At 59.4% G+C, this 22,629-nt stretch carries 23 protein-coding genes and 1 tRNA gene; 15 read left to right on the forward strand and 9 right to left on the reverse strand.

All coding sequences use genetic code 11. The features are described from left to right. Positions 1-8 precede the first annotated feature (8 nt). The 3 genes from ABJ076_RS19180 to ABJ076_RS19190 all read left to right on the forward strand — a co-directional run bounded on the left by ABJ076_RS19180 (position 9) and on the right by ABJ076_RS19190 (position 4,969). Positions 9-1,811: an acyl-CoA dehydrogenase gene (locus ABJ076_RS19180; RefSeq protein ID WP_348189746.1), complete on the forward strand. Its 1,803-nt coding sequence runs from the start codon at positions 9-11 to the stop codon at positions 1,809-1,811. Between the two features lie 84 nt (positions 1,812-1,895). After that, positions 1,896-2,771 (forward strand): 3-hydroxyacyl-CoA dehydrogenase family protein, encoded by an 876-nt coding sequence (locus ABJ076_RS19185; protein ID WP_348189744.1) that lies wholly within the window; start codon positions 1,896-1,898, stop codon positions 2,769-2,771. 386 nt (positions 2,772-3,157) lie between these two features. After that, complete coding sequence (locus ABJ076_RS19190) at positions 3,158-4,969, forward strand: isocitrate dehydrogenase kinase/phosphatase AceK regulatory subunit (RefSeq protein WP_348189741.1); 1,812 nt, start codon at positions 3,158-3,160, stop codon at positions 4,967-4,969. Positions 4,970-4,986: 17 nt separating this feature from the next. Here ABJ076_RS19190 and ABJ076_RS19195 read toward each other — a convergent pair whose 3' ends face one another. From ABJ076_RS19195 to ABJ076_RS19205, 3 genes are all read right to left on the reverse strand, one after another. Beyond that, on the reverse strand, positions 4,987-5,304 hold the full coding sequence (locus tag ABJ076_RS19195) for a response regulator (RefSeq protein ID WP_348199250.1): 318 nt from the start codon (positions 5,302-5,304) through the stop codon (positions 4,987-4,989). A 6-nt stretch (positions 5,305-5,310) separates the two neighbouring features. Beyond that, complete coding sequence (locus ABJ076_RS19200) at positions 5,311-5,448, reverse strand: hypothetical protein (protein ID WP_348189739.1); 138 nt, start codon at positions 5,446-5,448, stop codon at positions 5,311-5,313. 151 nt (positions 5,449-5,599) lie between these two features. After that, positions 5,600-5,676, reverse strand: a tRNA-Arg gene (locus ABJ076_RS19205). A gap of 649 nt (positions 5,677-6,325) precedes the next feature. On the opposite strand from ABJ076_RS19205, the gene ABJ076_RS19210 reads away from it, so the two are divergent. The 3 genes from ABJ076_RS19210 (at position 6,326) to gpt (ending at position 8,427) form a co-directional block, all read left to right on the forward strand. Next, positions 6,326-7,228: a hypothetical protein gene (locus ABJ076_RS19210; RefSeq protein WP_348499770.1), complete on the forward strand. Its 903-nt coding sequence runs from the start codon at positions 6,326-6,328 to the stop codon at positions 7,226-7,228. Positions 7,229-7,284: 56 nt separating this feature from the next. Continuing rightward, positions 7,285-7,821: a DUF4864 domain-containing protein gene (locus ABJ076_RS19215; protein WP_348202569.1), complete on the forward strand. Its 537-nt coding sequence runs from the start codon at positions 7,285-7,287 to the stop codon at positions 7,819-7,821. Positions 7,822-7,920: 99 nt separating this feature from the next. Beyond that, entirely contained in the window at positions 7,921-8,427 is a 507-nt protein-coding gene (gpt, locus tag ABJ076_RS19220; protein ID WP_348189733.1) for a xanthine phosphoribosyltransferase, read from the forward strand. 27 nt (positions 8,428-8,454) lie between these two features. Here the strand turns inward: gpt and ABJ076_RS19225 are convergent, their stop codons facing one another. The 3 genes from ABJ076_RS19225 to ABJ076_RS19235 form a co-directional block, all read right to left on the reverse strand. Then, positions 8,455-9,183, reverse strand: coding sequence for a helix-turn-helix domain-containing protein (locus tag ABJ076_RS19225; protein WP_348189731.1), 729 nt, complete (start codon positions 9,181-9,183; stop codon positions 8,455-8,457). A gap of 110 nt (positions 9,184-9,293) precedes the next feature. Then, a complete protein-coding gene (locus ABJ076_RS19230) occupies positions 9,294-10,700 on the reverse strand; it encodes a HAMP domain-containing sensor histidine kinase (protein WP_348189729.1) in 1,407 nt (468 codons plus the stop codon). Between the two features lie 36 nt (positions 10,701-10,736). Further along, on the reverse strand, positions 10,737-12,194 hold the full coding sequence (locus ABJ076_RS19235) for an FAD-dependent oxidoreductase (RefSeq protein WP_348189812.1): 1,458 nt from the start codon (positions 12,192-12,194) through the stop codon (positions 10,737-10,739). Between the two features lie 270 nt (positions 12,195-12,464). Between ABJ076_RS19235 and rpmH the strand changes: the two genes are divergently transcribed. From rpmH to ABJ076_RS19270, 7 genes are all read left to right on the forward strand, one after another. After that, positions 12,465-12,599, forward strand: a complete 135-nt coding sequence (gene rpmH, locus ABJ076_RS19240; RefSeq protein ID WP_028467499.1) for a 50S ribosomal protein L34 — start codon at positions 12,465-12,467, stop codon at positions 12,597-12,599. A gap of 57 nt (positions 12,600-12,656) precedes the next feature. Further along, positions 12,657-13,034 (forward strand): ribonuclease P protein component, encoded by a 378-nt coding sequence (gene rnpA / locus ABJ076_RS19245; protein ID WP_348189727.1) that lies wholly within the window; start codon positions 12,657-12,659, stop codon positions 13,032-13,034. After that, positions 13,031-13,315 (forward strand): membrane protein insertion efficiency factor YidD, encoded by a 285-nt coding sequence (gene yidD, locus ABJ076_RS19250; protein WP_348189725.1) that lies wholly within the window; start codon positions 13,031-13,033, stop codon positions 13,313-13,315. The genes rnpA and yidD overlap by 4 nt, the downstream gene beginning before the upstream one ends. Further along, positions 13,312-15,069, forward strand: coding sequence for a membrane protein insertase YidC (yidC, locus tag ABJ076_RS19255; protein WP_348189723.1), 1,758 nt, complete (start codon positions 13,312-13,314; stop codon positions 15,067-15,069). The genes yidD and yidC overlap by 4 nt, the downstream gene beginning before the upstream one ends. 7 nt (positions 15,070-15,076) lie before the next feature. Further along, the gene (yihA, locus tag ABJ076_RS19260; protein WP_348189721.1) at positions 15,077-15,712 is read left to right on the forward strand and encodes a ribosome biogenesis GTP-binding protein YihA/YsxC; all 636 of its coding nucleotides are present in this window, start codon (positions 15,077-15,079) and stop codon (positions 15,710-15,712) included. Positions 15,713-15,750: 38 nt separating this feature from the next. Continuing rightward, on the forward strand, positions 15,751-16,659 hold the full coding sequence (gene argB, locus ABJ076_RS19265) for an acetylglutamate kinase (protein ID WP_348189719.1): 909 nt from the start codon (positions 15,751-15,753) through the stop codon (positions 16,657-16,659). A gap of 262 nt (positions 16,660-16,921) precedes the next feature. After that, the gene (locus tag ABJ076_RS19270; protein WP_348189717.1) at positions 16,922-17,257 is read left to right on the forward strand and encodes a hypothetical protein; all 336 of its coding nucleotides are present in this window, start codon (positions 16,922-16,924) and stop codon (positions 17,255-17,257) included. Between the two features lie 10 nt (positions 17,258-17,267). Here the strand turns inward: ABJ076_RS19270 and ABJ076_RS19275 are convergent, their stop codons facing one another. Together ABJ076_RS19275 and ABJ076_RS19280 are read right to left on the reverse strand one after the other, a co-directional pair. Further along, a complete protein-coding gene (locus tag ABJ076_RS19275; RefSeq protein WP_348189715.1) occupies positions 17,268-18,560 on the reverse strand; it encodes a DUF2336 domain-containing protein in 1,293 nt (430 codons plus the stop codon). Then, positions 18,550-20,289 (reverse strand): diguanylate cyclase, encoded by a 1,740-nt coding sequence (locus ABJ076_RS19280; RefSeq protein WP_348199248.1) that lies wholly within the window; start codon positions 20,287-20,289, stop codon positions 18,550-18,552. Before ABJ076_RS19280 ends, ABJ076_RS19275 begins: the two co-directional genes overlap by 11 nt. A 120-nt stretch (positions 20,290-20,409) precedes the next feature. Between ABJ076_RS19280 and ABJ076_RS19285 the strand changes: the two genes are divergently transcribed. Continuing rightward, positions 20,410-21,081 carry a pyrimidine 5'-nucleotidase gene (locus ABJ076_RS19285; protein ID WP_348190716.1) on the forward strand — a complete coding sequence of 224 codons (672 nt, stop codon included), beginning with the start codon at positions 20,410-20,412 and terminating at the stop codon, positions 21,079-21,081. A gap of 20 nt (positions 21,082-21,101) precedes the next feature. On the opposite strand, the gene ABJ076_RS19290 is transcribed toward ABJ076_RS19285, so the two are convergent. Further along, the gene (locus ABJ076_RS19290) at positions 21,102-22,304 is read right to left on the reverse strand and encodes a Bcr/CflA family efflux MFS transporter (protein ID WP_348190713.1); all 1,203 of its coding nucleotides are present in this window, start codon (positions 22,302-22,304) and stop codon (positions 21,102-21,104) included. Between the two features lie 183 nt (positions 22,305-22,487). On the opposite strand from ABJ076_RS19290, the gene ABJ076_RS19295 reads away from it, so the two are divergent. After that, the gene (locus tag ABJ076_RS19295) at positions 22,488-22,610 is read left to right on the forward strand and encodes a hypothetical protein (protein WP_348190711.1); all 123 of its coding nucleotides are present in this window, start codon (positions 22,488-22,490) and stop codon (positions 22,608-22,610) included. The last annotated feature ends 19 nt before the right edge of the window (positions 22,611-22,629 follow it).

Below are 22,629 nucleotides of genomic sequence, written 5' to 3' on the forward strand. Positions count from 1 at the left end.
CAAATCGGATGACGGGTTTTCTCATACGCGATCGGGATCTCAGCTTCCTTCTGTATGAGCATCTTGGGATTGAAAGATTGCTCGAGCGTCCCCGGTTCGCGGGGCAGGGGCGGGAGAGCTACGATGCGATCCTGGAGACGGCGCGCCTTATCGCGACGGAAAAGTTCCGTCCGCACAACCGCGCTTCCGACCTCGACGAGCCGCGTATCGAGAACGGCCGGGTGGTTGTCCATCCGGAGATCGGCCCCGCTATCGCCGCCTTCAGCGAAGCCGGTTTTGCCGCCGCCCATCATGACGAGGCGCTCGGCGGCATGCAGCTGCCCTGGGTCGTGACGCAGGCCGCCTTCGCCTATTTTCAGGCGGCTAATCTCGCCACCGTCGCCTATCCCTTCCTGACCATCGCCGCCGGCAACCTGATCGCCGCACACGGCACGGAAAGCCAGAAGGCGCGGTTCCTGCCGCCGCTAATGGATGGCCGCTTCTTTGGCACCATGATGCTGTCGGAGCCGCATGCTGGCTCCTCGCTCTCCGACGTGCGCACATCGGCTTCTCCGCTCGACGACGGCCGCTATGCTCTCACCGGCACCAAGATGTGGATCTCAGGTGGCGAGCATGAGCTGGCGGAGAACATCGTCCATCTGGTTTTGGCCCGGACACCGGACGCGCCGTCGGGTGTGAAGGGGCTCTCGCTCTTTCTGGTGCCGCGTTACCGGTTGGAAGGGGGCGATAACCCGAGGGCCGAAAACGGCGTCGTGCTGGCCGGACTTAATCACAAAATGGGCTATCGCGGCACCGTCAATACGGTGATCAATCTTGGCGAGGAGGCGCCCTGCATCGGCGAGCTGATCGGCACAGAGCATCGCGGCCTGACCTACATGTTCCACATGATGAACGAGGCCCGGATCGGTGTCGGCTCCGGTGCTGTGGCTCTGGCTTATACCGGGTATCTGCACAGCCTCGACTATGCCAAGGCGCGCCCTCAGGGCCGGCATCCGGACGGCAAGGACCCGGCGAGCCCGCAGATTCCGCTGATCGAGCATGCCGACATCCGGCGCATGTTGCTGTTGCAGAAAGCGGTTGCCGAGGGTGGGCTTGCACTCTGCCTGGAAGCCGCGCTGCTGGTGGACGATCAGCGCACGCATCCCGATGCGGATGCGCGCCGCGATGCCGGACTTTTGCTCGATTTCCTGACTCCGATCCTCAAGTCTTTCCTTTCCGATCGGGCGCTGGAGGCGAACGATGCGGCGATCCAGATTCATGGTGGCGCAGGCTACACCCGGGATTTTCCGGTCGAGCAGTTCTGGCGGGACAATCGGCTGAACCCGATCCACGAGGGCGCCAACGGCATCCAGGCGATCGACCTGATGGGCCGCAAACTCGGACAGGTCGACGGCCGCTCTTTCGCACTCTTTATGGATGGTATCGCCGAGATTGTGGGCAAAGCGCGCGCCACTGACGGATTAGCCCGGCATGCGACGGCTCTCGAAGAGGCAACACGCCGTTTCGCGGGGCTTGCCGGTCAACTTCTCCCGGCGCTTCGGCAGGAGCCGCGGCGTACGCTGGCGAATGCCGCAGCTTTCATGGAGGCGGCGGGATATATCATTCTGGCCCGTGCCTGGCTGGCGCAGGCAGCAACTGCCGAGCGACTGCTGCCTACGGCTGATGGTGCGGAAGAGCGGGCCTTTCTCAATGGCAAGATCGAGATCTGCGGATTTGTCTTCGGCTGGCTGCTGCCCCGTGCGAAGCCGGCACTCAACCTGCTCGAATCCGGCGACGATACGGTCTTTCGCATGCCCGTAGACAGTTTTTAGTCTGGTTCGCTTGAACCGGCGCTGCGGAGCCTATACGAAATCGGGCAACGAGTTTCAGATACCGAACGGTTCGAGGAGGATGGGATGTCAGTGAAGAATATTGGCGTTATCGGCGCCGGAATGATGGGCTCCGAGATCGCCTTGGTGTTCGCCATGGCGGGCAAGAGCGTCGTGATGATGGAGCCGGAACAGGTCCGCCTCGACAAGGGAATGGCTGGGATCCAGAAGACGCTGGAATCCGGTGTTGCCCGGAAGTTCTGGGCTGAAGAGGACATGGCGACGGCGCTGTCGAACATCTCCACGGCCACGGACGTTTCCGGTTTTGGCGACCGCGATCTGGTCATCGAAGCCGTGTTTGAGGACGAAGGCGTGAAAGCCGCCGTCTACAAGGACCTGGACGCGGTTTGCAAGGACGATGCGATCATCGCTTCCAACACCTCCAGCATCTCGATCACGGTGCTGGCTTCATATTTCTCCGAGAAGCGTCAATCCCGCTTCCTCGGCCTGCATTTCTTCTCCCCGGTCAGCCGAATGAAGCTGGTCGAGGTGATCCGGGGCATGGATACGGATGATGACGTGATCGCCGCCGCCCGCGATGTCTGCATCGAAGCTGGCAAGACCCCGATCGATGTAAAGGATGTGGTCGGTTTTGCCGTCAACCGTATCCTCTTCGCCATGTGGGACGAGGTGCTGCGGCTCGCCGAAGAAGGCGCCTGCACGCCGGAAGATATCGATATCGGCTGTAAGCTGGGCCTCGGCCATCCGGTCGGCCCGTTCGAGCTGATGGACAATATCTCCAACACCCTGAACCTGCAGGTCGCCGAGATCCTGCATGAAGCCTATGGCGAGCGCTTCAACCCGCGCCCGATCCTGCGCCAGATGGTGAAGGCCGGCCGCGCCGGTCGCCGCGCTGGCCGGGGCTGGTACCGCTATGATGAAAAGGGCAAGCGGGTCGCCTGAGCGGTCAAGAGCTTTACGATTGAAGACGGGTGGCCTTATGGCCGCCCGTTTTTCGTTCTGGTATGAATTCTGCGAGCAGATCGAGTTGGACAATCGGAATATGATTGTGCGTACCACGGTGTCTGGCGTAGCGCTGGTTCTGGTTTTGGGACTGACTGGCTGTTCGACGATCGATTGGATCGGCGCCGGACGGAATAGTTTAGCTGCATTCTGTGAGGGCCAGAAGAATTGCCAGAATATTTGCCCCGATGGTTCGGAAACAGGCATCAAGGTGCCGCGTTGCAATTACCGAGCGGCAAACTGACAGGCTTCCGGCGGACGGGAAAACCCTTTTCTACGTCACGGCTCCCGGCCCATGATCTGAAAAAAGATCACTAAGAGGGGACGTGACGGTGCAATCGATCCGGCGCGGCGCGGCAACGCTCAGAACAGCGAATATCACGGCGGCGGCTCAGGAAGAGCTTGAGGCGGCCGGGAGCGATGCGGACCGGATCGAATCCCTCGCATCATTGATCCATGGCGCTTTCACTGATTATTACGGCCGCTTTCGGGCCATCGCGCATCTTGCCAAGACCGCGTTTGAGGCGCGGGATTGGCCGGCTTCCCTAGCTCTCAGCCAGGAGCGGCTCGGTATCTACGGAGCCACAGTTAACGCGCTGGTGCCGGTGATCCTGCTGCATTGCCCGGACGTGCAGGGCAAGGATGCTTTCTGGGCGGAGGTGGAGGAGCGGTATCTGCCGTTGATCGACGGCCTCTACCATGCCGACCTCGCCTATGCATTTCTCAATTCCGTGCGGCGCCAGGTACATGCGGACATGTGGCGCGCCTCGACCTATTCCAGCGCCCGTGCTCGGAACGAGGAAACCGCGCCGCATCCCGTCGTTACGCGCACATTCGATACCGAAGGACCGCTTGATGGGGCGCAACTGGTTCCGGTCCTGACGCTGACCGGCTTCTCGCGGCCTTGGCGTGATCTTGCCGCGGATGCCGAGGCAGTCGCTTTGCGGATTCTCAAAGCGGTGCCCGAGGCGAGCCGGATCGACGGGATCGAAATGGCCGATGCCGGTTTCTACCGGAACCGGGGCGCCTATCTCGTCGGCCGTATTCTGCGTGAGGGTCTGGAGCCGGTACCTCTTGGCATCGCGTTGCTGAACGAGGCGGAGGGGATCCTGGTCGACGCGGTCATTCTCGGATCGGATGACCTGCAATATGTCTTCAGCTCCACGTTGGCGAATTTCCAGGTCACCGCTGAGCATTATCACGAGATGGCGGCTTTTCTTTTCGAGCTGATGCCCGACCGGCCGCACGGCCTGCAATACTCTACCATCGGCTATAATCATATCGGCAAGGTCGCCGTAATCAGGCAAATCGAGGACGAATTGAAGGCGTCTGGAGAGACGCTGGATTATGCGGTCGGCTCCCGGGGTACCGTTGCCATCGGGTTTTCGGCGCCGTCACTCGGCTATGTTGCCAAGGTGATACGCGACCATCCGACCGCAGGTTACAAATGGGGGGTGTTTCCGGGCGTTCAGTCCGTGCTGCAGAAATACAGCCGGGTGCACGAGATCAACCGTGCCGGCTCGATGCTGGACAATATCATCTATTACAACGTCACCCTGCCTGCGGCCTATTTCACCGATTCGCTGCGCCAGGAAATCCTGGAGGCGGCAGGCGACAATGTGATCCAGACCGGTGCAGGGCTGCTGTTTCGCCACCTGATCGTGCAGATCAAAATGATCCCGTTTCCGGTGTTTCTGGCGGAGGCTTCAGAAGAAGAGGCGGAGGTTGCGATCCTCAATCTCGGCCAATGCATTGCCAACAACGCCGCCGCCAACATCTTCAACAAGGATCTGGATGGCCGGAACTATGGAATCAGCGGCATCCGTAAGGTTTATCTCTTCGACTATGATGCCATCGAGGATCTGACCGACGTGAAAGTGCGGACCAATCAGGACCGGTTCGACGGCGAAGAGGATATTCCGGACTGGTTCTTTGAGGAGGGCGTGATTTTCTTGCCCGAGGAGTTGGAAACGCACCTAAGGATCGAGAATCGCCGTCTCCGGCGTGTTTTCCGGGAGGCTCATGGAGAGCTGCTGACGCTGGAATATTGGACGGAAATGCAGGGCCGTCTGAACAGTGGTCAGGTGCCAAGGCTGACACCCTATCGAGAGGAATGTCGTTTATCCCCGGAACAGTGATGCGGTGGTATAATGGGTTACCAGCGGAAATCGTCCTCACGCTGGTACGTGTCGCCCTGCGGGAGTTTGTCCTGCCGTCGGTAAGCACGGTCGCGATTGTCCGCTGTAGATTTTTTAAAGTCGACCGGCTTCGCGACTAAGGCACTCGCGCCGTCATCCCGAGCCCTGATGACGGGGTCCCTGCTCGCATGCTGGGTTGTGAGAACAACCAGGACGTAGGGGGTGGTGATGTCCGGATCGTGCCGGATACGGCGCAGCATGTCCCAGCCGTTCATCGGTTGCATCTCAAGGTCGGTGACGATCAGATCGTAATGTCGGCGGGTCAGGTCCCGAATGGCGGCCTAGCCATTCTCGCGTTCGGTGACATGGTTAAAAAGAAGATGCTCCATGAAGGATCGAATGAGTAGCCTGGTTGGCTGGTCATCTTCCACGATCATCACCCGCAGGGAGCGGAGGCGCTCTTTCGACAAATCAGTCATCGTTCGCGCTCAAGCTCGTGTTCAGCCTGCGCGTTTTATAAATCGATAAAAGGTAATGTTCAATTTGGGGCGAGCGCATGACTGTACTCAAGCCGCCGAACAGCGCGTCAAGAACGCACCATACAAGGGAAATCTTGGAGATAATGTGAAATGGCGCGCCCGGGAAGATTCGAACTCCCGACCTCTTGATTCGTAGTCAAGTGCTCTATCCAGCTGAGCTACGGGCGCCTCTTGGGAGCATGTCGCTCCCGAAGGAGGCCGGAACATACTCAAGCCGAATTGGAAACGCAAGCGCTTATCTTACGGAATCGTTTGGGAAAACAACTTGTCGGCCCGATTGGCATTGGTTACTATCCCTACGAATTTCGCGGCTTGCGGCTACCATCAGTGGGGGACTGCGCCAGCAAGCTTGTTCCTTCTGTCTTTGCCCGTACCGGTCGGGGATGGACGTAGGCGGGGCTCCTACCCGAAAGGGCGGATCGCCGAGGCAAATTGCTAGGGGGGTCGGCATTGGTCGGTTGGACGGATCTACCTGAAACCGCGGCAAACATCACACCTATTTACAAGGTGACAGCGTCCTATGATTCTTAATCGCTCGTCGCTCGTTGTTCTGGGCGCAATGGTTCTCCTTCTTGGAGGCTGTTCTTTCTCATCCGATGCATTGTGGCCGAGCCTTTCTGGCGAAGCTCCCGCCGGAGCCGCTCAGACTTCCGGGCAAGTGCCTGGCCAGGTGGCGATCCAGCCATCTGCCGGCGAACTTTCCGCCCAGTCACTCAGTGCTAGTGGCCAGCAGCCTCTTAGTCTGAACAGCACAAACTTTGAAGTCCAACCGCCCAGACCAGGAGCCTCAACGGGCACCTTTGTCGGTAATAAGGTGGTGCAGCTCCGGGACGATCTCCGGCGTTTGCAGGAATCTATTCGAAGCCATAACGGTGATCTGCAGACTGTCCGTCAGAGGACAATCGGCAATGCGCAGGTCTATCATCAGTCTGTTGCGACCATCCGCTCTCGGCTGCAGGTCGGTACCACGCCGGGCAACCCGATGCTGGTCTCCTCCTGGAATGAGTCGCAGGGGTTGCTCGAACAGGTGAATGCCGATATCGGCGACATGAACGACCTTTCTAATCGTGTTGCCGCTGATGCCGCGCTGTCGACCTACCTTCTCGACGCCACGCGTGCTGCTTTCGGCCTCTCCGGTGCTGTAGATGAAGATCATCGCCAGCTCGAAATTCTGGAAGATGACGTCAACCGCACGGTGGTGCTGGTCGATAGGTTGCTGACTGAGCTGAGCGACGATATTCGCCGCCAGAGCCGTTATGTGGCCACCGAACGGAATGATCTGAACACGTTGGCTCTTGCGATCAAGAACGGTGAGTTCTTCGGCACCAGCCTGGCATCCCGCACTTATGGGATGGGCAATGCCGCAGCGATTGCGACACCGACTGTTCAGAGCCGTGGCCTGAGTTCTGCCACCGGATCCCGGCGGCCGCTTGTGGTAATCCGTTTCGATCGTAACAACGTGAATTATCAGCAGGCGCTCTACACCGCCGTAAGCCGGGCACTCGAACGTCGTCCGGATGCGTCCTTCGACCTTGTGGCTGTGTCCCCGTCCAACGGCTCTTCGGCGCAGGCAGCGCTCGACACGAGCAAGGCACGGAAGAATGCGCAGGATGTCCTTCGTGCCCTGACCGACATGGGGCTGCCGCCGAGCCGGGTCGCTCTGTCGGCGACCACAGCTGGCGACACGTCGAGCAACGAGGTTCGTTTGTTCGTTCGTTAGACGATAGAACAAGAAGTAAAGAAAAACGCCGTCCGGTCTTCGGGCGGCGTTTTTTTATGCGCGGGATTTATTGTGCCAGGTACAGATCGCCTTCTGCAAAGTTGATCCGCGTTGGTTCAAGCGAACGTAAAGAGACCGGTGTTTCGCTAAAAAGGATCCTGGCTATGCGGTCTCATATCTTTCGCCTCTTCATGCTCGGGTTTTTGTTTGCAGCTGTTCCGCAGCACGTGCGAGCAGAGAAAACTGGGCCGGTTGACGATATCCGCAGCACGATCAGCATGCAGCTGGAAGCCTTTCAGCGCGATGATTGGGCTGGTGCATTTGCCTATGCCAGTCCGGTGTTGCAGCGGATCTTCGGATCGCCCGAACGGTTCCGGGACATGGTCCTGGGCGGTTATCGTGCTGTTTACAGGCCACAGCAGGTGGTTTTCCGTGATTTCGATAGCTCTGGTCCGCGCCCGGTCCAGATCGTTTTCTTCATAGGTCCGGATGGGCTGGCCTATTTGGCTGCGTATGAGATGGAACAGCAGCCTGATGGAAGTTGGCGAATTGCTGGCGTGCAGATGATTAGCGCCGAAGCAAAATCCGCATAGAGGAATCAGTGGAAGTCCGATGCTGGCATTCAGCGTTGCGGAATCCCGCCGACCGGGCTATGTCGCCACATCACTGTACGCTGTTGATGGGTGGGCGCGATGCCGAGTGACGATCAGACTTCTTTCAACAAGTCTTTCCCGGTTAGCTGGGAAGAACTTCACCGAACCGCAAAGGCTTTAGCCTGGCGGCTGACGGAAGTCGGGCCATTCGACGGGATTGTTGCCATCACGCGTGGCGGGCTCGTCCCGGCCGCCGTTGTGGCTCGTGAGCTGAATATCCGGATCATCGACACGGTCAGCGCCGCGTCCTATGGGGTCGATGGTTCCGACAAGGAGCGCGGCACCATCCGCATGATGAAAACATGCGACATTGCGGGCGACGGAACCGGCTGGTTAATCGTCGATGATCTGGTCGATACCGGGGAGACGGCGAAGGCTGTGCGGGCGATGCTGCCGAAAGCGCATTTTGCGACGGTCTATGCCAAGCCGGCCGGTCGGCCGCTGGTCGACACTTTCGTGACTGAGGTCAGCCAAGATACCTGGATTCACTTTCCCTGGGATCTGGAGCCGCGCCCGGTTGAGCCGATCTCTTCGCTTCGTCGCTAGACGGCTCCACTGCGAAACCGTGTGGCGTTAAAGGGCTTCGGCGAGATCGTCGAGTTGTTCTTCATCGTCGATTCGTATCCGTGACCCGCTCTCGACGGAAATAAGCTTCTTTTTCTTGAGTTGGGTGATCGTCCGGCTGACCGTTTCCGTAGTCAGGCCAAGGTAATCTGCAATGTCCGTCCGCGTCATCGGCACGGAAACCGGATTGGCAGGCAAATGGCGCTTCACCTGCCGGGCTGAAAGACCACGGAAGAAGGAAGCAACACGCTCCGCCGCGGTCTTTCGGCCAAGCAAGACGATTTGCTCCTGCATCAGGCTCATTTCCTCGGAAGCGCGGGCGAACAGCCGATGCTCGAGCGTGGGGATTTCATGCAACAGGGCCTCAAGTTTGGGCCGCGGGAATCTGCAGAGTGTCGTCGGTGTTATGGCTTCGGCGCCGAAACCGTAAGCGTCGCTATGGGACACGCCAAGGAAGTCGCCGGGGAAGAGAAAGCCTGTGACCGACCGGCGGCCATCGGCCAGCAATTTGTAAAGACGGACCGTTCCGGCCGTCAGCGTATAGACATAATTCGCGGCTTCGCCTTCATCGACAATCGGATCGCCTGCCGCCAATTCAACCGAGGACAGGATGCCGGTAAGCCGTTGCACTTCGTCCGCCCGAAGCGCTCCGCAGATGGCGAGATCGCGGATATCACAATCGTCGCACGGCGATCCGGTCGCCGCGTTTGCATTCTTCTCTCCCAAAATGCTTTGCATCCGATGCTCCGGTCCGTGCCAGATCTAGGGATCAGTAATCGATCCGATGGCTATGACTTACCAACACTAACGTTTTCGCGTCCCCGGTGGAAGTCGCTCGGCGCGGGATATTATGCTGCGCGTGTACTTCCGCGCGATCGCCCTCTTGCCGGACACGGTAACTCACATCTGAAACCACTACCCGTTGTGCCGGTGTGAGCCAGGAAAAGCGAGCCGCCATGGGCGCGTGCTATATCGCGCGCAATGGCCAGACCGAGCCCCGAGCCGCCGCCATTTCCGGATAGCTGGAAAGGCAGAAATAGTTTTTCGCGAATTGGTTCCGGAATGCCCGGGCCGTCGTCTTCGAACAGAAGCGTCAGTGTCTCGTCAGCATGGTCGAAGCCGATATGGAAGCGGGAGGCTCCGGCTCGGGACGCGTTCGAGGCCAGATTGGCGAAGATCCGGTAAATCTGGTCGGGGTCGACCGACATGAGGACGTCCGGGGGCGCGTCGACCTCGATTGCCATATGGCCTTCTGTCGTTGAGGCCGTCAATTCCGGGATGATGTCATCGAGAAGGACCTTCAGCGTCATGCGTTCGGTCATCAGGGGAACAGATTCCTGCGTGAAATTCAGCGTGTCCGAGCAAAGTTTGACGGCTCGATCAATAGTCCTGAGGAAGGGCGGTACCGCTTTGCGGACGAACGGATCGGAGCTTTCGGCGAAGCGGTCTGAAACCAGTGTGGCGGTGGCAAGCATGTTACGCAGGTCGTGATTGATCTTGTTCACTGCCGTGCCGAGGGTTGCCAGTCGCATGTTCTGGCGCAGCGCCTGCCGTACGCCCTGTTTCATATCTGCAAGCTCTCGGACAGCGATACCGATCTCGTCTCGCCGGTCGGAGGCTGGCAGGTCGGAAGTTGGGTCTTCGGGGCGTTGGCGGAAGGCGATCATGCTGCTGGTGATGCGTTGCATGGGAAGCACCATCAGCCAACGCAGGGAAAGGAAGACAAGGGCGGCTGTGAAGAGTGAGATCACGACAGAGAGCGTGAGGATGCGCCAGGAGAAGTCCAGCATATCCATCCGCATCGGGGCCTCATCGATCAGCATCGTGACGAAGATTTCAGGGGCGCGGGGCGATTGCCCGTGTATCCGGATCACCCGGTTACGAGGTTGTGCCAGCGTATCGAACGCGTCGAGGATGAGCTTCAGGACGCCATCGCTCCGCAAATCGACGGCTATATCGGGTTCCGGAACCAGGGCGCGCCGGAGCATCGGCATAAAATTGGATTCGTCGTTGGCCACGACGCTGTAGGCATCCACATGATCCAGCAACTGGCGCGCGAGGATATCCGTGACCATACCGTCCGGAGCCGCCTTCACAGACAGTGCGGCGAGGTGGCCCTCCGCCAGCTTCTCCTGCAGATAGCTCAGCCGGTAGCGCGAAATTGACGGGGTATAGATCAGCACCTCCGCCACCATGACGAAAAATACCGTCAGTAGCAGAAGCCTGAAAGAGAGACTGTTGGCAAAGCCCAGCATATACACATGTCCGTCGACGCAACTTGCGGGGCAAGCTTACCCGAAGGCGGCGAGGAAGCGGACGATTTTGCGCATGCGCGGGCTGAACAGCGTTTCCGTGAAGAAAGATCCGGCCGCCCGCTTGCCGATTTCTCCCAGCGTCGGGTAGGCGACGATCGAGGATGCAACGGCGCCGATCTTGATCTTCTGCGCGATCACCATGGCCCAGGTCTGGATCAGGTCTCCAGCCCCCTTGCCGACGATGGTCGCTCCCAGAACCTTGCCGTTCTTTAGGGTCATGATCTTGATGAAGCCGTCCGTGGCGCGTTCGGCCCTGGCCCGGTCATTCTCCTGATAAGGCCATTTGAGAACCCGCAGCTTCTCGCCGTGCTGCGCCCGCGCCTCCCGTTCCAGCAAGCCGACATGGGCAAGCTCAGGGTCGGTGCATGTGACCCGCGGCACGGCGCTATGGTCGGCTTTCGCGGGCATGCGGAAGAGGGCATTGCGGATAACGATGCTCGCGTGATACCCGGCGACATGGGTGAATTGCAGGCCGCCCGCGACATCGCCGATGGCGTAGACCTTCCGGTTGCTGGTCTTGAGGCCGGCATCGACCTCGATCCCGGCCTTGCCATATTTGATCCCCGCAGCTTCCAGGCCGAGCCCGCTGATATTCGGGCTACGGCCAGCGGCGACGAGAAGGTGGCTGCCCTCAATTTTCTGCTGAGTGCCGTCCTGTTCGAGGGTAAGCCGGACAGAGCCTGCGGAGCCCGCAGCCTCTTTCACCATGGCGCCTTCGATAAGGGTGACACCGATTTTGGTCAGGTGCGCGCGCAGGATTTCTGCAGCTTCCTCGTCTTCATTGCCGAGGATACGGGCGGCTTCAATTACTGTCACATCTGCACCGAGATTGCGGTGCGCCTCCGCCAGCTCGCAACCGATCGGGCCGCCGCCGACAATGAGCAGGTGATCGGGACGTTGGGTCAGATCGAAAATGCTCTCATTGGTCAGGTATGGGGTGTTGTCGAGACCGGAGATGGGGGGGATCATGGCGCTGGACCCGGTGGCGATCACGAAACGCCGGGCCTGAACGCGGAAACCGCCGCCCGTAACCGTGCTTGTATCCGTGAAGCTCGCCTGCGCCTGGATAACCCGGACGCCGAGCTCTTCAAACCGCTCTACGGAATCATGCGGCTCAATCCCGGCGATTACATCGCGGACATGGTCATGGACCTTGCCGAAATCGACGTCTGGCTCCGGCAAGGACACACCGAACCGTGCAGCTCCGCGTGCTGCCGCTGCGGCATGGCCTGCTGCAAGCATGGCCTTGGAGGGAACACATCCGTAATTCAGGCAGTCGCCCCCCATCAGGCCGCGTTCGAACAGGACGACAGACGCGCCCATCTGCACGGCGCCCGCGGCCACGGACAGCCCGCCGGAACCACCACCGATGACGCAGATATCGGCTGATATCTCCTGTTCGGTATTTTGACTGGAGGGGACGTTCGTCTTCATCACTCTCGGGATGCTCCTCGATACAATGTCTCAAAACCACAGCCTGAGCGCATCAGAGCCCGAACCACGGCAACATATCCAAGACACCTATGTCGCGCACCGGTCGAGGCACAACCAGTCACCTTGGCGTGAGGAAATGCCGGTACGCGCTGATCGGTCGCTGCATTTATGTGACATACCATGCGCACCTGCGTTGACTCGGGCAGGGCAAAACTATATACAGCCCGGCACTCGCGAGATTGCTATATTTTACGTCGACGGAGACTTCCCGTGAAACGCACCTATCAGCCCAGCGTCCTCGTACGCAAGCGCCGTCATGGCTTCCGGTCCCGCATGGCGACCGTTGGCGGCCGTCATGTCATTCGCAACCGGCGCTCCAAAGGCCGCAAGCGTCTGTCCGCCTAAATGCTGCTGCCCGGCCGGATTGGCCGGGTCGCCTGCATTTAAGAAAGCTCTTTTGCCATGCGCAATCCGTCCTCAGGATCGTTGGAGCGCTTGCAAAAGCGCAGCCAGTTTCTCACGATTGCCCGGACGGGCCGCAAGGCCGTTACGCAGGGGATTGTCCTGCAAGCCCGGCCGCTTGAGCCCGGTCATGAGACCGAGATCAAGGTCGGCTATACCGCAAGCCGCAAGGTTGGTGGGTCGGTTCAGCGAAACCGGGCAAGACGAAGGCTTAGAGCCGTGGTCCATGATGTCATGAATGCGATGGCAATCCCGGGGCATGAATTCGTCCTCATAGCCCGCGCTAATACTCTGACCCGCTCCTATAATGGCCTGCTCGCCGACCTCAAGCGTGCGCTTGGCAAGGTGGATGCTCTCAAGCAGGAGGTGCGGACGTGAAGCTTTCTTCCGTATCCCCGCTTGCCTGGTTTTTCCGCGGGCTGATCCTTGTCTATAGCTACATGATTTCCCCGTTTATCGGCACCAATTGCCGTTTCGAGCCGAGCTGTTCGCGTTACGGTCTCGAGGCAATCGAGCGCCACGGTGGCATTCTCGGTGGCTGGCTTACACTTAAACGGATTCTGCGCTGTCATCCCTGGGGCGGCTGTGGCTATGATCCCGTCCCCGAGCGGGATGGGGCCGCTCCCAAAATGCATCACAATTGTCGGGCCGAACAATGAACGAGCAAAAAAATCTGATTCTCGCCGTCGTGCTGTCAGTGGCGATTCTGGTCGGGTTTCAGTTTTTCTACGAAGTGCCGAAGGTTGAGCAGCAGCAAGCCCGTCAGGCCGAGCTCGCGGCGTCCGGTGCGGCCGACTCTTCCGCGCCCGCACCCTTGGCGTCGAACGTTCCTTCTGGTGCGCCGCTCGGAGGCTCTGTATTGCCGGGTGGCGCCAGGATGTCGGCCGCGGATGCAGCCGAGGCACGGCGCGAGATCGCGTCCGACGCGAAACGGATCAGGATCGAAGCGCCAGGCATGCGCGGCACGATCTCGACCGTGGGCGCCCGGATTGATGATGCGATCCTGACTCACTATCGGGAAACGCTGGACCAGGACAGCGACAATATTCACCTGCTGAAGCCCGTCGGAGCTCCGAAATCGTACTACGCCGAGTTTGGCTGGGTTTCAGAAGCCGAGGGCGTTCCGGTGCCGACCGCAAAGACGGTGTGGAACGCTGACGGAGACTTGCTGAGCCCCGAACAGCCGGTAACCCTGACATGGGATAACGGCGCGGGCCTGGTCTTCGAACGCACGTACGCCATCGACAATCAGTTCATGTTCTCGGTGACGCAGAAGGTGCGGAACAGCAGCGGCGCTTCGGTGACGCTTTTCCCGTATGGCCTGCTTTCACGAGGCGGCACGCCGGAAACGGCCGGGTTCTATATCCTTCATGAAGGTCCGCTCGGTGTTTTTGACGAAACCCTGAACGAAGTCGATTACGACGACCTGCAGGATGACGGGGATGTCGAGGTTGCGGCGACCGGCGGCTGGATTGGCATTACCGACAAGTACTGGTTGGCCGCATTGGTGCCGGCCCAGGATGAAGCCGTCAAATATCGCTTCATGCACATGATCCGGCAGCAGGACGACCGCTATCAGACCGATTATCTTGGCTCCGCGAGAGCGATCCCGGCGGGCGGAGTTGTCGAGTCCGAAGTACACCTTTTCGCTGGTGCGAAAGAGGTCAAGCTTCTGGACAAGTATGAAGCAGAGTACGGAATCGCAAACTTCGATCTGGCGGTGGATTTCGGCTGGTTCTATTTCCTGACCAAACCTTTCTTCTATGCGCTTTCCTGGCTGCATGGGGTGGTTGGTAATTTCGGCATTGCCATTCTCGTCTTCACGGTCGCGGTCAAGGCGGTGTTTTACCCGCTCGCCAACAAGTCCTACAAATCCATGGCGAAGATGCGCGAGCTGACGCCAAAGATGCAGACCCTGAGAGAACAATATTCAGACGACAAACAGCGCCTGAACCAGGAAATGATGGCCCTCTACAAGAATGAGAAGGTTAATCCGGCTTCTGGCTGCCTGCCGATCATTGTACAGATTCCGGTGTTTTTCGCGCTCTACAAAGTGCTGTTCGTTTCCATCGAAATGCGCCATGCCCCATTCTATGGCTGGGTTCACGATCTTTCCGCTCCGGATCCGACCACGCTTTTCAACCTGTTTGGTTTGATCCCCTGGACGCCGCCGGCATTCATCCCGATGATCGGGGTGTGGCCGATCCTGATGGGGCTGACCATGTTCCTGCAGCAGAGGCTGAACCCGCAGCCGGCCGATCCTATCCAGGCCAAAGTGTTCATGTTCCTGCCGATTTTCTTCACCTTCCTGCTGGCGAATTTCCCGGCCGGTCTGGTGATCTACTGGGCCTGGAACAACCTGCTGTCGATTGCCCAGCAGCGGCTCATCATGTGGCGCATGGGCGTCAAGTAGGAGAGTGATGACCGAGGCGCTGGATCCGGAAGAACTGGAAGCAGGACGGCATCTGTTCGCACAGGAATGCGGTTTTGTATGGGGGGCGGCGCGGCTGGACCAGTTGCCGGAAGCCACCATGCCGGAAATTGCTTTCGCCGGGCGCTCCAATGTCGGTAAGTCGAGCCTCGTGAACGCGTTGACCGGCCGCAAGACACTGGCGCGTACATCGAACACACCGGGCCGGACCCAGCAGCTCAACTTCTTCAATCTGGGTAACCGGTTGATGATCGTGGATCTGCCAGGCTACGGCTATGCCAAGGTTTCCAAGACCACGGTTGAGGCCTGGAATCGTACCCTGCGTCAGTTCCTGAAGGGTCGTACTGTTCTGCAGCGCGTGCTGTTGCTGGTGGATTCCCGGCATGGTCTCAAGGATACGGACCGGGAGATGATGGACATGCTGGATCACGCAGCGGTGTCTTACCAGGTCATCCTGACCAAGGTCGACAAGCCTAAAAAACCTGAGTTGGATGCGATCATGGCGGAGACGGAGGCCGAGCTTCGAAAGCATGTCGCCGCGCATCCGGTGATCGTCTGTACCAGTGCCGACAAGGGAACCGGCATACCGGAGCTGAGAGCCGGGCTCGCCGCGCTGGCGGACTGACCAGCATTGGTGGCTGACAAGTGTTGGGGGAGAGAGACATGAGCGAATCGTCTTTGAACGAACTGCGGCAGGAATGGCTTTCGAAAGCCGGTATTCTGACCGAGGCCTTACCGTTCATGCGCCGATACAGCGGCAAGACGATCGCCGTGAAGTTCGGCGGTCACGCCATGGGCGATGACGATCTGTTCAAATCCTTTGCCGCAGACATGGTGTTGATGAAGCAGGTCGGCATGAATCCGATTGTGGTGCATGGCGGCGGACCGCAGATCGGCAAGATGCTGGAACGCCTGGCTATCAAGAGCGAGTTTATCGACGGCCTCCGGGTGACGGACAGCGAGACTGTCGAGATTGTCGAAATGGTCCTGTCCGGCTCGATCAACAAAAGTATCGTCGCCGCCATCAATGCAGCCGGGGGCCGGGCCATCGGCATTTCGGGCAAGGACGGTAACCTGATCACCGCGCGCAAGCTGCGCCGGACCAAAATCGATCCGGACAGCAACATCGAGAAGGTGCTGGATCTCGGTTTCGTCGGTGAGCCGGAACGTGTGGATGTCAGCGTTCTGCAAACCTTCGCCGACGGCGGGCTGATTCCGGTGATCGCGCCGATAGGGTTCGGTTCGGATGGCGAGACTTACAACATCAACGCGGATACTTCTGCGGGGGCAGTCGCTTCTGCATCCGATGCGGCGCGGTTCCTGCTGTTGACCGATGTGGCCGGTGTGCTGGACAAGAACGGCAATCTGATCCCCGAACTGAGCGTGGTCGATGCGCGCAAGCTTATTGAAGACGGCACGATTTCAGGCGGCATGATTCCGAAGATCGAAACTTGCATCGATGCGGTCGAGAACGGTGCCCGCGCAGCTGTTATTTTCGATGGGCGTGTGCCTCATGCTTGCCTGGTCGAGCTGTTTACGCCGCATGGTGTAGGGACCATCATCCGCGGCTGATCCGGATGACGAAAGCCATAAATCGTGACTCCTGCAGCAATAGCCAAAACCCTCCAAAACACGGAAGTAGCGGCGTTTTTCCCGTTATTATCCTTAACGAGCGATGTAAATTCCACTGATTCCCGTTTGCGATTTGTCAACGATCCTTCCGTACAATCATAAGGACTGAGAAGTCTTTGGGGCTTCTCTAAAAGGTGCTTTGGCGAGGTGGCATGTCGGACCAGGCACCGGGATCGGCGCATTTCTCAGAAAGGAGAATGCCGTGAGTGGAAGCTTGAAAATCCAGGCGAAGCGTTGCATCGGCGCCGCCGTACTTGTTGCCGCGACCATCTCTTTCGTTGCTCCGGCCAGTGCGATGGATCCACGGCTTTGCACCCAGCATGGGGATCTGGTGAACCAGCTTGGAAAGAAATACGGAGAGGCGGTCTCCGCCTCCGGTTTCGACGGAGCGGGCAACTTTGTCCAGGTTTTCAGCTCCGAAACCGGAAGCTGGACCATCGCCATTTCCACGCCGGGCGGGCAAACCTGCGTGATTTCCGCCGGTAATGACTGGCAGAAAGAAGAGAATAAGCCGGTGAAGCCCGAAGTGGCGTCCTGAACGACGCCCTCTACGCGTTTTCTTCCGCCTCTTCGGGTTCCTCGCTCACTAGTTCGATCTGCCAGGAAAGCTGATCATCGCTGAGCGGGAAGCCACCATCCTCGGTCGGCTTGAGGGCTTTTTCCGGCGGAATGTTGGCGAGACGATGTTGGAGCTGCACGGCGAAGTCCATGCTGTAACCGGCTTTCCACACCAGCGCGATCACGGCCTTCGGATTGATCGAAGAGGCAAGGCTGTGTACGGCATCTTCCGAGAGACCGGTTATCAATTCGAACGCGGCAAGCACAAACGGGCGTTTGCCTTCGCTGACCGCTTCGCGCACAGCTTCTTCAGTTAATGTCCCGCTTTCATACATCTGCTGGGCCCGCTCGCGCCCTGTCAGGATCGTGTCGCCTTCAGCCAGGGCTGGGTTTTCCGCCAGCCGCTTCTCAATCTCGGAAGCAAGGTGAGCTGAGGTTTCCGCGCCGAGATCCGCGCGTTTGCTGAGTTCGGCAACCAGCGCAAAGCCCACGAATTTGGCGAGATTTATCGCATGACGGCCGAGCAGTTTAGGCCGCGTTACCAGCGGCCGGTGCAGCACCGGCCTATCCGGTGCGGCATCGATCAGCTCGTCCAGCGTTTCTTCCCGTATCTGTGTGGACTCGTTGCCGAGAAGATCGGCGATAGCGGCATCGTCATTTGCTGAAACAACTGCATCGGATACCCGCTCGGACACCGTTTGACGGCGCGAGATGGCGGAAAGAGCGCCGGCAACGGGCTCGTTCCGGATGATCTCGACAAGCAGTTCGTCCGCCAGCAGCGGCGAATGTTCCAGGATCGGACCGGAGACCGAGAGGACGGTGTCTCGGGCTAGGACTTCGATGACACGGGTTACCAACTCTGGCGGGGCGTCTGGCAGATCCTTAATTGCTTCGGCCAGAACCGCCCGGACACGGTCGACCTGATCCAGCGCCAGGGTTTCCAGAACCTCGACGGTCAGTTTGCGGATACTGTCCCGCCGCTCCGAGCTGAGGTTCGGGGCTATCGAGGCGACCTTGCGGGCAACGATGGAGCGGACATCGTCGCTCTTATCCTGCGCTAGGAACTGGTCGGCATGCCGAGGCGTCGCCGTATTGGCGGCCACGGCCTCGCGAATTTCGTTGTTATCATCCTCGGCGAGGAAGAACAGTATCTCGGGTGGCGTCAGATGATCTTCCGCAAGGCGCCGGCGCTCCGCCAAATCCGTGCTCGATGCAACGCTCTTTGCTTTTTCGTAGACGGCTTTTTCTTTGTCGCTCATGCGCCGCTTCGGTTCAGTGGCCATCACTGAGGTCTCCACTTTCTTCCGGGTCTTTTGCAAAAGCATAGGCGTTCTTGCCACCATGCTTGATCTCGTACATCGCTTCGTCGGCGCGGGCGACTAGGCTCTCGGCATTTTCGGATGGGGCATGGGGCTGCCCATCGATGCAGGCGATACCGATCGACATGCCGACCTTGCGGTTCTCATCGACGGCATATTGAGCCAGAGAGCCTGCGGCTTTCAGCAGTTCTTCGGCCTTTTTGGCTGCAGCCTGTCTGTCGGCACTATTGAACCAGATGACGAACTCGTCACCGCCGAGCCGGGCCGGCATATCCTGTTTTCCGGCTGCGGCGTGCAGCATCTCGGCAACGTCGAGCAATACTTTGTCGCCCATCTGGTGTCCGAGATTGTCGTTGACCAGCTTGAAGTTATCGAGATCGACATAGATCAGAGCGCCGCCTTCACCGGCCTTTGCCAGTCGGTCGTCGAGGCGTTGCTGGAAGGTACGCCGATTCAGCAGTTTGGTCAGCGGGTCCGTGGTTGAAAGCAGTTCAAGGTTTTCATGCGAAGCGACCTGTTCGATGGCAATGCCAATCTGGTCCGAGACCTCTTTCATCAGGCCGCTGTCGTCCTCGTTCCACGCCCCGACGACACTGTCCCGCCAGAGGATCACCGCGCCGTTGGCTTGCTGATGATACCCGGTTGGATAAGCGAGGATGCTCAAGCCATTGGCGTCGGTCTCTGCAGTTGGGGTAAGTGCTTCAGCTCCGGATTTGAGCAGGTCGGCGATGAATGCCTCGGGAGCGTCGCCCAATTCGACGGCGAGCATAAGGCCGCCCGCGTCGTTCCTGCGGCAGATCACACAGCCGTCCGAGGCAAGGGAGCGGGCGATCGCGCGGGCCGCGGAAGCCAGCATGGCCTTGGGGTCCACTTCGTCGCGAATGGTCCGGACGATATAGGCCATCAGCCGTTCCCGATTGCGGGCCTTTGCCAGCGCCGCGTCGCGCCGCCGTGCCTCCGAGACGTCCCGGCAGACACCACGGGCCCCAAGCCATTCGCCGTCTTCGGTGTGCAAGGGGGCGGCGGATGCTTCCAGCTCAGCAATGCTGCCGTCTGCCCGGCGGAAGCGGAATTCAATTCCCGTTGAGGGTTCTCTTGCGTTGAAGGGGGTCAATACCTCGATGCCATCTATCTTGCTGACGAAATCGTCTGCGGAATGGCTGACCAGTTCGTCTGGCTCGTAACCGAGGGCGCCTGCGGTGGAGACGAAGACGAATTTGCCGTTCGCGTCGGTTTCCCAGGCGAAGTCGCTGGAGATCTCGACGAGATCCTTGTAGCGCTGCCGGGATTCGACGAGGGCGTTGCGCAGGTTCTGATCGAGGGAGATATCCCGTCCCAGAAGCAGCACATGCTGTCCGCTATCGACTGGCAAGGCGGTGATATCGGTCGTGCGTCCGGCTTCCTCGTCGAGGATTTTCATATTCTGCGGGCGGCCGCCACTGGAGAGAGTGGCGCTGACAAGCGCGATGACCGAAAGGGCGCTGCCGGACATGATTCCGTGAACCAGAGACATTGCCGCTGGGTTTGCCGCGATGATCGTCTTTTCCCGATCCAGCAGCAGGATAGGCCCCGGATACAGGAAGAGCGGAGCGCCATCCTCCAGCAGATGCAGAATCTGAACTGAATCTACCCCCGCAAGTTCCTTCAACTCGTTGCTTTCCACGGCGCCGGTTTCGCCTTCTTGCCTTGTCACGTTGCGTTCCCCTTCGCAGCTTCCCCGTATCCGGGGTGTGACTCCCGCCACGCTTGCCCGTGCCGGTTCGAGACGTCACGTTAGGGGATGAAAGATAACAAACTGCTAAAAGACAAGAGAATGCTGGACCCTAATCACGTCGAAACCTGGATCTTCGATCTCGACAACACCCTCTATCCCGCCGGTAGCAACATATTTGCCCGTGTTTCCGTGCGGATAACGGAGTATGTCCAGAATCGTTTCTCGCTCGAGCACGAGCCGGCCCGTGCACTTCAGAAGGACATGTTCCGGCGTTACGGGACAACCCTGAACGGCCTGATGGCGGAGCACGGTATCGACGGGGAGGAATATCTCCATTTCGTGCATGACATTGATGTCGCCGATATCGAGCCGGATCATGCGCTTGAGGAGGCCATCAGGCGGCTACCGGGGCGGAAGATTATCTACACCAATGGCTCCGTTCCTCACGCGCGGCGGATCATGGGGCGGATCGGCGTCGATCATCATTTTGAGGATGTGTTCGATATCGTCGCGGCCGGTTACGTACCGAAACCAAATCCCGCTCCGTACGATACGCTGGTTTCCCGCTACGGCCTTACTCCTGCGCGCTGCGTGATGGTCGAGGACATGGCGCGGAACCTTGAACCCGCCGCCGGCCTGGGGATGACGACGGTCTGGCTTTCGGGGACACTCGACTGGGCGAAAGAGGGAGCTGAGCGGGATTACGTCCATCATGTCGCCGATGATCTGACGGAGTGGCTGAACGGATTGTCCAAGCCTTTACCGGCCTGAGCATTGCGCTCCGGGTCAGATCAGTCTGGGCGGTCCGGTTGGGCAGCTCTATCGAGGTGGCGAGCGGCCAGTGCCGCCGCAAGAGCGATTACGGCCGATCCGAGCATCACGAGGAAAAGCGCGTAGCGGGCATTTTCAGTCGTCAGAACAGCGCTGGCGATTGATGCCATAGTGGCGCCGCCCGCCACGGTGATGGCGCTCGCAAGGCCGGCGGCGCTGCCTGTGAGCCTCGGGTGGGCGGATATAGCGCCGGCATTCGCGCTCGGAATGGTCAGTCCGTTGGACACGCCAACAAGCATGCAAGGACCGAACAGCGCCATGATGTGATCGATCTGCAAGGCATATAGCGTCAAACCCAGAAGCATGCCCACGCAGGCGAGGATGCGCCCGGCCAGAATCATGGTGATCAACGGGACTCTCCCGGCGAAACGCCCGGAGAGAAAGCTTCCAAACATGAAACCTGCTGTGATCGACCCCATGCCGAGGCCGAGCGCGGCGGGCGAGAGACCGAAGGATGTCCCGGCGGCGAGCGGCGCCCCGGCAAGGAATGCGAAGAAGGCGCCAGCCGAGAAGGCCAGGCAGAGCGCATAGGACCAGAACCGTCCTGAGGAAAGCAGCTCGGGGTAGGCGCGGAACTGTGCGTCGATGGAGCTGGAACGCGAGTGGTTGGTTTCCCGGAGGTCCGCCCAGCAGAGAGCGAAGACGGCCAGGCCGAAGGCCTCAAGGAACCAAAAGCTCGCACGCCATCCGAATGCCTCGTCGAGCAACCCGCCCAGGCTTGGCCCGAGCATGGGCGCGACAGCCCAGGACATCGCGACATATCCGATCCTGCTCGCAGCCTCTTCCTTGCTGGTCGTATCCCGGATGACGGCGAGGGCCACGGCATAGGTCGGCGCGATCACAGCCTGTAACAACCGGAATCCCAGGAAACTCCAGATATCCGTCGCGAAAATACATCCCGCTGTTGCGATCATGAAGAGTGCCAGGCCGGAAAGGATGACCGGTCGCCGTCCGAACCGGTCGGACAGCGGGCCGAGAACGACCTGCAGCACGGCTGATGCCGCCGCATAGGCCGCCAGTGAAAGACCAATGACGCTGTATTCCACGCCGAATTCGGCCGCCATGTTCGTCAGCGAGGGGAGGAAAATATTGATCGGCAGGATGCAGAGGGCCGAGAGCAGGATCAGCGTCGAGAGGCGTGGACCATCGTGAGGTTTTGACATGGCGGGTATCTCTGGCGTGTTCGAGGGCTGGGCATGAAAAAGGCCCCGTGAGGGGCCTGCTTACCGCGCATGGGTGCTTTCGCCTGACGGTTACACCGCCGTGCCCATGCGCCTTCCAACTACGACAATTACCCGGTTCACATTCATGGTCCGTTAAACTTAACAGTGAACGGCGTTAGGTCAATGTCCGCCTCAATACTTACAGAAAATTTTGCAGCGACCGTTGCGCTTCTCTGCGGCCCGGATGCCGAATATATCATCGGACAGGTCGTTCACCAGAATGGCGGTGCCTACTTCGCGCCATGATGCCAAAAAAGCAACGCTG

This window comes from Nisaea sp., assembly GCF_039990255.1.
Classification (GTDB): Bacteria; Pseudomonadota; Alphaproteobacteria; order Thalassobaculales; family Thalassobaculaceae; genus Nisaea.